General features: G+C 69.8%; 4 protein-coding genes and 1 pseudogene. 4 read left to right on the forward strand and 1 reads right to left on the reverse strand.

The window, feature by feature from the left end:
- Positions 1-24 precede the first annotated feature (24 nt).
- The gene (locus ACFOGJ_RS05720; protein WP_379898834.1) at positions 25-738 is read left to right on the forward strand and encodes a DUF2497 domain-containing protein; all 714 of its coding nucleotides are present in this window, start codon (positions 25-27) and stop codon (positions 736-738) included.
- Positions 739-930: 192 nt separating this feature from the next.
- Positions 931-3,579: a valine--tRNA ligase gene (locus ACFOGJ_RS05725; protein ID WP_379898836.1), complete on the forward strand. Its 2,649-nt coding sequence runs from the start codon at positions 931-933 to the stop codon at positions 3,577-3,579.
- A gap of 57 nt (positions 3,580-3,636) precedes the next feature.
- Here the strand turns inward: ACFOGJ_RS05725 and ACFOGJ_RS05730 are convergent, their stop codons facing one another.
- Positions 3,637-4,344: an isochorismatase family protein gene (locus tag ACFOGJ_RS05730; RefSeq protein WP_379898838.1), complete on the reverse strand. Its 708-nt coding sequence runs from the start codon at positions 4,342-4,344 to the stop codon at positions 3,637-3,639.
- Positions 4,345-4,532: 188 nt separating this feature from the next.
- On the opposite strand from ACFOGJ_RS05730, the gene ACFOGJ_RS05735 reads away from it, so the two are divergent.
- Positions 4,533-5,441 carry a LysR family transcriptional regulator gene (locus ACFOGJ_RS05735; RefSeq protein ID WP_379898840.1) on the forward strand — a complete coding sequence of 303 codons (909 nt, stop codon included), beginning with the start codon at positions 4,533-4,535 and terminating at the stop codon, positions 5,439-5,441.
- A 704-nt stretch (positions 5,442-6,145) separates the two neighbouring features.
- Positions 6,146-6,732: pseudogene (locus tag ACFOGJ_RS05740) on the forward strand (hypothetical protein); the annotation flags it as partial.

The raw sequence follows: 6,732 nt of genomic DNA on the forward strand, positions 1-6,732 counted from the left end.
GCGACGGGAAATCAAGAACCGACAATGGAGGAAATTCTCGCCTCCATCCGTCGGATCATTTCCGAAGACGATGCCGAAGGCGAGGGGAAGGACAAGGTCGAGGCGCGGGAACCGGAAAAGCCTGCCCGCCGCCAGCCCGAACCGGAGCCTGAGCCTGAACCGGAAGACGAGCCCGAGCCGGATGTCGCTTTCGAGCCGGATCCGGAGCCGATGGCTGTCGCCTCCGCCGACGATGACGACGATTTCGGCTTCGACGACGAGGACGAGGATCCCTTCGAGGAACCGGTTGCCGCCTTCGCCGAGGATGACGACGAGTTCGCCCCGCCGGAGGACGACTACGAGGACGATTTCGAGGCCGTCGCGGCACCGGAGCCGGAACCCGAGGCCGAGCCGGACGTCCTTGAACTGACGGATGTCGTCGAGGAGCCGCCGGTCGAGGTCGATCTGGCCGACGAACCGGCGCCGCGGGGGCGGCGGGCCCGGGGCGAGGACGGGCTGGTATCGCCGCCCACCGCCGACGACGCCCTGGCCGCCTTCGGCAGCCTGGCGGCAGCGGTGTCGGGCCGCCGCGACATGCCGCTGGGAACCGGGGCCCGTACCCTGGAAGAGATGGTGAAGGAGCTTCTGCGGCCGATGCTGAAGGAATGGCTCGACGCCAACCTTGCAGCCATCGTACAGCGCGCCGTAGAACGGGAAGTCGCCCGGATCGCAAACCGGACCGACGACTTCCGGCGCTAGGCGGCAACGCCCGGCCGCCAGGTCACCGGCCGGTCGCGCCCTGCGGCCGGCATGCCGTGCGCACCACGCGTCCGGGCGCCGGCTGATCAAGCGGAACAAGCTGAGCAGACCCCAGGCTGAGCAGACGCCTGGCTGAACAGACAGCGTGCGGCGGCGACGGTATCTCCGCCCGCCGACGACATGAGGAACGTCATGCTGGACAAGACCTACAGCGCGCAGGATGTCGAGACGCGCGTCTACGAGGCATGGGAGCAGACCGGCGCCTTCGACAGCGGGCGCAGCGATGGGCGCCCCTTCACGATCGTGATCCCGCCGCCGAACGTGACGGGCAGCCTGCATATCGGCCATGCGCTGAACAACACGTTGCAGGACATCCTGTGCCGGTTCGAGCGGATGCGCGGCCGCGACGTGCTGTGGCAGCCGGGCACGGACCATGCCGGTATCGCAACCCAGATGGTGGTCGAGCGGCAGCTGGCAGAGCAGGGCATCGACCGCCGCGCCATCGGGCGCGAGGAGTTCGTGCGCCGGGTCTGGAACTGGAAGGAGCAGTCCGGCGGCACGATCATCAACCAGCTGCGGCACCTGGGGGCATCCTGCGACTGGCGGCGCGAACGCTTCACCATGGACGAGGGGCTCAGCCGCGCCGTCCTCAAGGTCTTCGTCCGGCTGTACAAGGAAGGCCTGATCTACCGCGACAAGCGGCTGGTGAATTGGGACCCCAAGCTGGGCACCGCGATCTCCGACCTGGAGGTCGAGAGCCGCGAGGTGGACGGCCAGCTCTGGTATTTCCGCTATCCGCTGGCGGACGACCCGTCCCGCCATGTCGTGGTCGCCACGACCCGGCCGGAAACGATGCTGGGCGACACTGCCGTCGCGGTCCATCCCGACGACGCGCGCTACCGCGACATCGTCGGCAGGGATGTGATGCTGCCTCTGGCGGACCGGCGCATCCCGGTCGTTGCCGACGAGCATTCCGACCCGGAAAAGGGATCCGGCGCGGTGAAGATCACGCCGGCGCATGACTTCAACGACTTCGAGGTCGGCCGTCGCCACGGCCTGCCGATGATCAACATCCTGGATGCCGGGGCCAACCTGAATGACGCGGTGCCGGAGGCCTATCGCGGGATGGAGCGCTATGCGGCGCGCAAGAAGGTTGTCGCCGACATGGAGGCGCTGGGCCTGCTGGAGAAGGTCGAGACCCAGCGCCATGCCGTTCCCTACGGCGATCGCGGCGGCGTGCCGATCGAGCCCTGGCTGACCGACCAGTGGTATGTCGATGCCGCAACCCTGGCCAGGCCGGCGATCGATGCCGTGGAACGCGGCGAGATCCGCTTCGTGCCGCGGAACTGGGAGAAGACCTATTTCGAGTGGATGCGCAACATCGAGCCTTGGTGCATCTCGCGCCAGCTCTGGTGGGGCCATCAGATCCCGGCCTGGTACGGCCCCGACGGCGAGGTCTTCGTCGAGGAGACGGAGGAGGCGGCCGCTGCGGCGGCGCAGGCGCATTACGGTCGCGCGGTCGCGCTGACCCGCGACGATGACGTCCTCGACACCTGGTTCTCGTCGGCGCTCTGGCCGTTCTCGACGATGGGCTGGCCGGACCAGACGCCGGAACTGGCGCGCTACTACAAGACCGACGTCCTGGTCACCGGCTTCGACATCATCTTCTTCTGGGTTGCCCGGATGGTGATGATGGGCATCCACTTCATGGGCGAGGTGCCTTTCCACACGGTCTATGTCCATGCCCTGGTGCGGGACGAGAAGGGCCAGAAGATGTCGAAGTCCAAGGGGAACGTCATGGACCCCCTGGACCTGGTCTCCGCCTATGGTGCCGACGCGGTGCGTTTCACCCTGGCGGCGATGGCCGCACAGGGCCGCGACATCAAGCTGTCGGAGCAGCGGATCGAGGGCTACCGCAACTTCGGCACCAAGCTGTGGAACGCCGCGCGCTTCACCGAGATGAACGGCTGCGTCGCGGTGCCGGGCTGGCAGCCCGACGCGGTCAGCACCACCCTGAACCGCTGGATCGTCGACCGGCTCGGTGTCACCGCGGCCACCGTCACGGAAGCGCTGGAAGCCTACCGTTTCAACGATGCCGCTGCCGCCGTCTATCAGTTCACCTGGGGCACCTTCTGCGACTGGTATCTGGAACTGGCCAAGCCGGTCCTGACCGGCGGGGACGGGCCGGAGAAGACGGAGACACAGGCCTGCTGCGCCTGGCTGCTGGGCCAGATCCTGCACCTCCTGCAGCCCTTCATGCCGTTCGTGGCGGAGGAACTGTGGGACCGCCTCTATCGCCCCGTGCTGCAGGCCGACGGCTGGCTGATGCACCGCCCCTGGCCGGATGCGGCCGCACTGCCGCGTGACCCGGAGGCGGCGGCGGAACTGGAATGGGTGATCGCCCTGATCGGCGAGGTGCGGGGCCTGCGCTCGGAGATGAATGTGCCCGCTTCGGCGCGGATCGAGATGATCGTCAATGGTGCCGATGATGCGCAGAAAGCCTGGCTCGACCGCCACGGCGAGGCGATCGGCCGTCTCGCCCGGCTGGAGACCTTGTCCATCGATGCAGCCGTGCCGGCGGGATCGGCGCAGCTGGTGCTGGGCGAGGTCACCGCGGTGCTGCCGCTGGCGAACGTGATCGACCTGGAGCAGGAGAAGCAGCGGCTCTCCAAGCAGATCGACAAGCTGGCTGGCGAGATCCGCAAGATCGAGGGCAAGCTGGGCAATGCCAGCTTCCTGGCGCGGGCGCCGGAGCATGTGGTCGAGGAACAGCGCGAACAGCACGAGCAGGCCCAGGCGACCGCCGCGCGGCTGCGCCAGGCGCTGGCGCGGCTGGGCTGAGCCGCGCCTCCGGACCGGGCGCGCCTCTGGCCAGTGCGCGCCTCCGGCCCTGCGGTGTCAGCCGCCGGCGAGGTTCGACCCCTCGACGTCGTTCAGGTAGGTGACGCAGGTATCGACGTTTTCGACATCGGCGAACTTGGCGTCGATGTCGAACAGGTTCCAGGCCACGGCGCCCGGGACCCGGTCGCCGATGCATTCGCGCACGGCGATGGTGCGGAAGCCCTCCGCCAGCCCGTCGCAGATCGTGGTGCGTACGCAGGCGGTGGCGGTTACGCCGGTCACCAGGATGGTATCGACGCCGGCTGATCGCAGATAGCCGGCCAGCGGCGTGCCGCTGAACGCGCTGGCGCGCTTTTTCAGCAGGACATACTCGCCCTTCACCGGAGCGATGCGGGAATCGATCGCCCAGAGTTTCTCGTCGGCGATGTCGACCGCCTCCACCGGGATCTTGTGATGCCACATGCCCATGTCGGTGGCGGGGTCGTCGCGGTCGGTGATCTGGTACGCGGTGGTGATATGCACCACCGGATGACCGTTGGCCCGGCAGGCCGCCAGCAGCCGCTGCATGCCGGGGATGATCTCCTCGTCGACCTTGTCGCAGGTAAAGGGATTGCCGGGGCGGGTCCAGGCATTGGCCAGGTCGACGCTGACCAGCGCCGGGCGCCGGCCGAAGCCGATGCGGCGCTGGAAGCCGCGTTCGCGGTAGATCCGGCTGCTCTCGTCGAACGCCTGCTGCAGCATGGCGTCGAGGTTCTCCAGGGACATGACGGCTTCCTTTTCCTGGCGGGGCGGGCGGGCCGTGCCGGATTGCCGGCGCCGGCGGTCGCTCCTATGGATGGACGCAGCCATGGATGGATCTCACGGCGGTGGAAAGGAATGGCCGTTTCGGCAGGACTTGATGCATGCCATGCAGCCGTCACATCACGGGGCCCGATGCTCGGAGGAGGGACAGGATGAAGCGTCTGCCGGAACTGGCCTCGATCACCGCCTTCCTGACGGTTGCCGAAGAGCTCAATTTCCGCCGGGCGGCGGAACGTCTGGCGGTCGACCAGACGGCGCTGTCCCGCCGGATCAAGGCGCTGGAGCACCAGCTCGGCTATCAGCTCCTGCACCGCACGACCCACGATGTGCGCCTGACCGCGGCAGGGGAGGCGTTCCACGACGCCAATCGCAGCCTGGTCGCCGGGCTGGCGGCGGCGGTGGAGCGTGGCGCCCGCATCGCCAGCGGGCAGAGCGGCCATCTCCGCATTGCCTACATGACCTTCGCGGCGGTCGAGCTGATGCCGGCCGCGGTGCGGGCGTTCGGCATCCGGCACCCGCATGTCGGCCTGTCGCTCGACTATCAGCCCACCCAGGCGCAAAAGCTGGCGCTTGCGCGTGGCGAGGTCGATATCGGCCTGATGCTGGGCCCGTTCGAGCACAGCGATTTCGAGACCCTGGTCCTGGCGGAAGAGGGGCTCGTGCTGATCGCGCCGGAAGGGCATCCCCTGGCCGGGGCGGAAGCACCGTCCCTGGCGGAGATCGGCCGGCAGCCCCTGGTCCTGGGCACGGACCGGCAATGGGACTTCTATCGCGCGCGCATCGACGAGGTTTTTGCGGCGCGCGGGATCTGCCCCCGGGTTGCGTTCCAGGCACCCAGCCTGTTCGGCATTCTGGGCCTGGTGCGCGCGGGCCTGGGGATCACCCTCGTCCCCGGATCCATGCTCGGCTTCTGTCCGCGGGGCCTCGCGGCGCGGCCGGTCGCCGATGCCGGCGCCCCGATGCAGAGCATCGCGGCCTGGCGGCGGCCGGCGGAAGGCCTGGTGCGGGAGTTCGTGGCCGATCTCCGACGCCTGGCGGTGCATCGCGCTGACCCCGGATGACCGCAGGCGGGGCGGCAGCCCCTGCTGAGGGGCAGGCGCGAACGGGAGCGCAGAAACAACCGGGAGCGCAGAAAAACGAACAGGGGGCGGTGGTGCCGCCCCCTGTCGTCATTCCCGTTCCTGTCCGGCCTGCCCCTCAGCGGGGGCCGGTCGATCGTTTCGGCCGCGCGTCAGTCCTGGCCGGTGCCGGCATTGCCGTCCTCGCCCGGGCGGGCGGACCGGCGCCACCAGCCACGGCGCGGGCCGTTGCTGGCGTCCGAACCGGCCGCAGCTGGATATTCCTCCGGCGTCAGGACGGCGCCGGTCGCGGGCTCCTCAGACCGCGCTGCAGGCTCCTCCGGTTGTGCGGAGGGCGCAGCAGTCCGATCGTCAGCCGTGCCGCTGTCCTCATCGGCCGCAGGGGCAGGCACCGCCGGCGCAGCTTCCTGGGAGACAGCAGCCTCCCGGGGCGCGTCGGGCTCTTCGTCCGGAGCCGCCGGATCACTTGAGACAGCTTCGGCCGCCGGCTCCTCTACCTCTGCTCCGGCTCCGGCATGGGCGGTTGCGGCCTCCGGTTCTCCGGTGTCGTCCGCGACGCTCACGGCTTCGCCGGCGCCAGAATCCTCCGCAGCGGCTGCTGGCCCGGCATCGGCTGCCGCGGCAGGTTCGGTTTCCTGACGATCGTCGGCCGCTGCCGGCGCGGCAACGTCCTGGCCGCCGGCGCCGTGCTCCGGCGATGGGGCGGGGGCCTGCTCGGCATCGTCGACGCGGGCTTCGTCGGCCTGGGCCTCGACGGGCTGGTCGTCGACGGCCTGGTCCTCGGTTCCGCCCTGGCCGGCGGCATCTCCTTCTGCGGGCTGGTCCTGATCGGTCCTGTCCGCGGCGAAGGAGGTCGCGGCTTCGGTCTCCTGCTGCTGGCGGTGAGCCGGGTCGGCGGAATCCTCTGCCGTGCCGTCGCTGTCGCCGTCATCGCCGGATGCGGCGACCTGGTCCGTCCCATCCTCCCGGTCCTGACGCCGCCGCCGGCGACGACCGCCGCGGCGCCCGCGCCGCCGGCCGCGGCGACCCGACTGTCCGTCATCGTCGCCCGCGGCTTCCTGGCCGCCGGAATCGCCGTCGCCGTCATCCTCGTCCTCGCGGCCGTCGGCATCGGACTCCTCGGCGCTGGCCGCCAGCGGCTGCTCGCCGTCTTCGCCTTCGCCGTCTCCGTCGCCAGCCGTGCGGGCTTCCTCGCCGGCCTCCTCGCCGTTGCGCCGGCGCCGGCGCCGGCGCCGCTTGCCGCCGCGCCGATCGCCCTTCTGCTGGCCGTCAT

The organism is Marinibaculum pumilum, assembly GCF_042646425.1.
Taxonomy (GTDB): domain Bacteria; phylum Pseudomonadota; class Alphaproteobacteria; order Ferrovibrionales; family Ferrovibrionaceae; genus Marinibaculum; species Marinibaculum pumilum.

Excerpts from the sequence above, each read along its gene's own strand:
- ACFOGJ_RS05735 (WP_379898840.1), top strand. The coding sequence starts at position 4,533 with ATGAAGCGTCTGCCGGAACTGGCCTCGATCACCGCCTTCCTGACGGTT.
- ACFOGJ_RS05725 (WP_379898836.1), top strand. The coding sequence starts at position 931 with ATGCTGGACAAGACCTACAGCGCGCAGGATGTCGAGACGCGCGTCTAC.
- ACFOGJ_RS05730 (WP_379898838.1), bottom strand. The coding sequence starts at position 4,344 with ATGTCCCTGGAGAACCTCGACGCCATGCTGCAGCAGGCGTTCGACGAG.
- ACFOGJ_RS05720 (WP_379898834.1), top strand. The coding sequence starts at position 25 with ATGGAGGAAATTCTCGCCTCCATCCGTCGGATCATTTCCGAAGACGAT.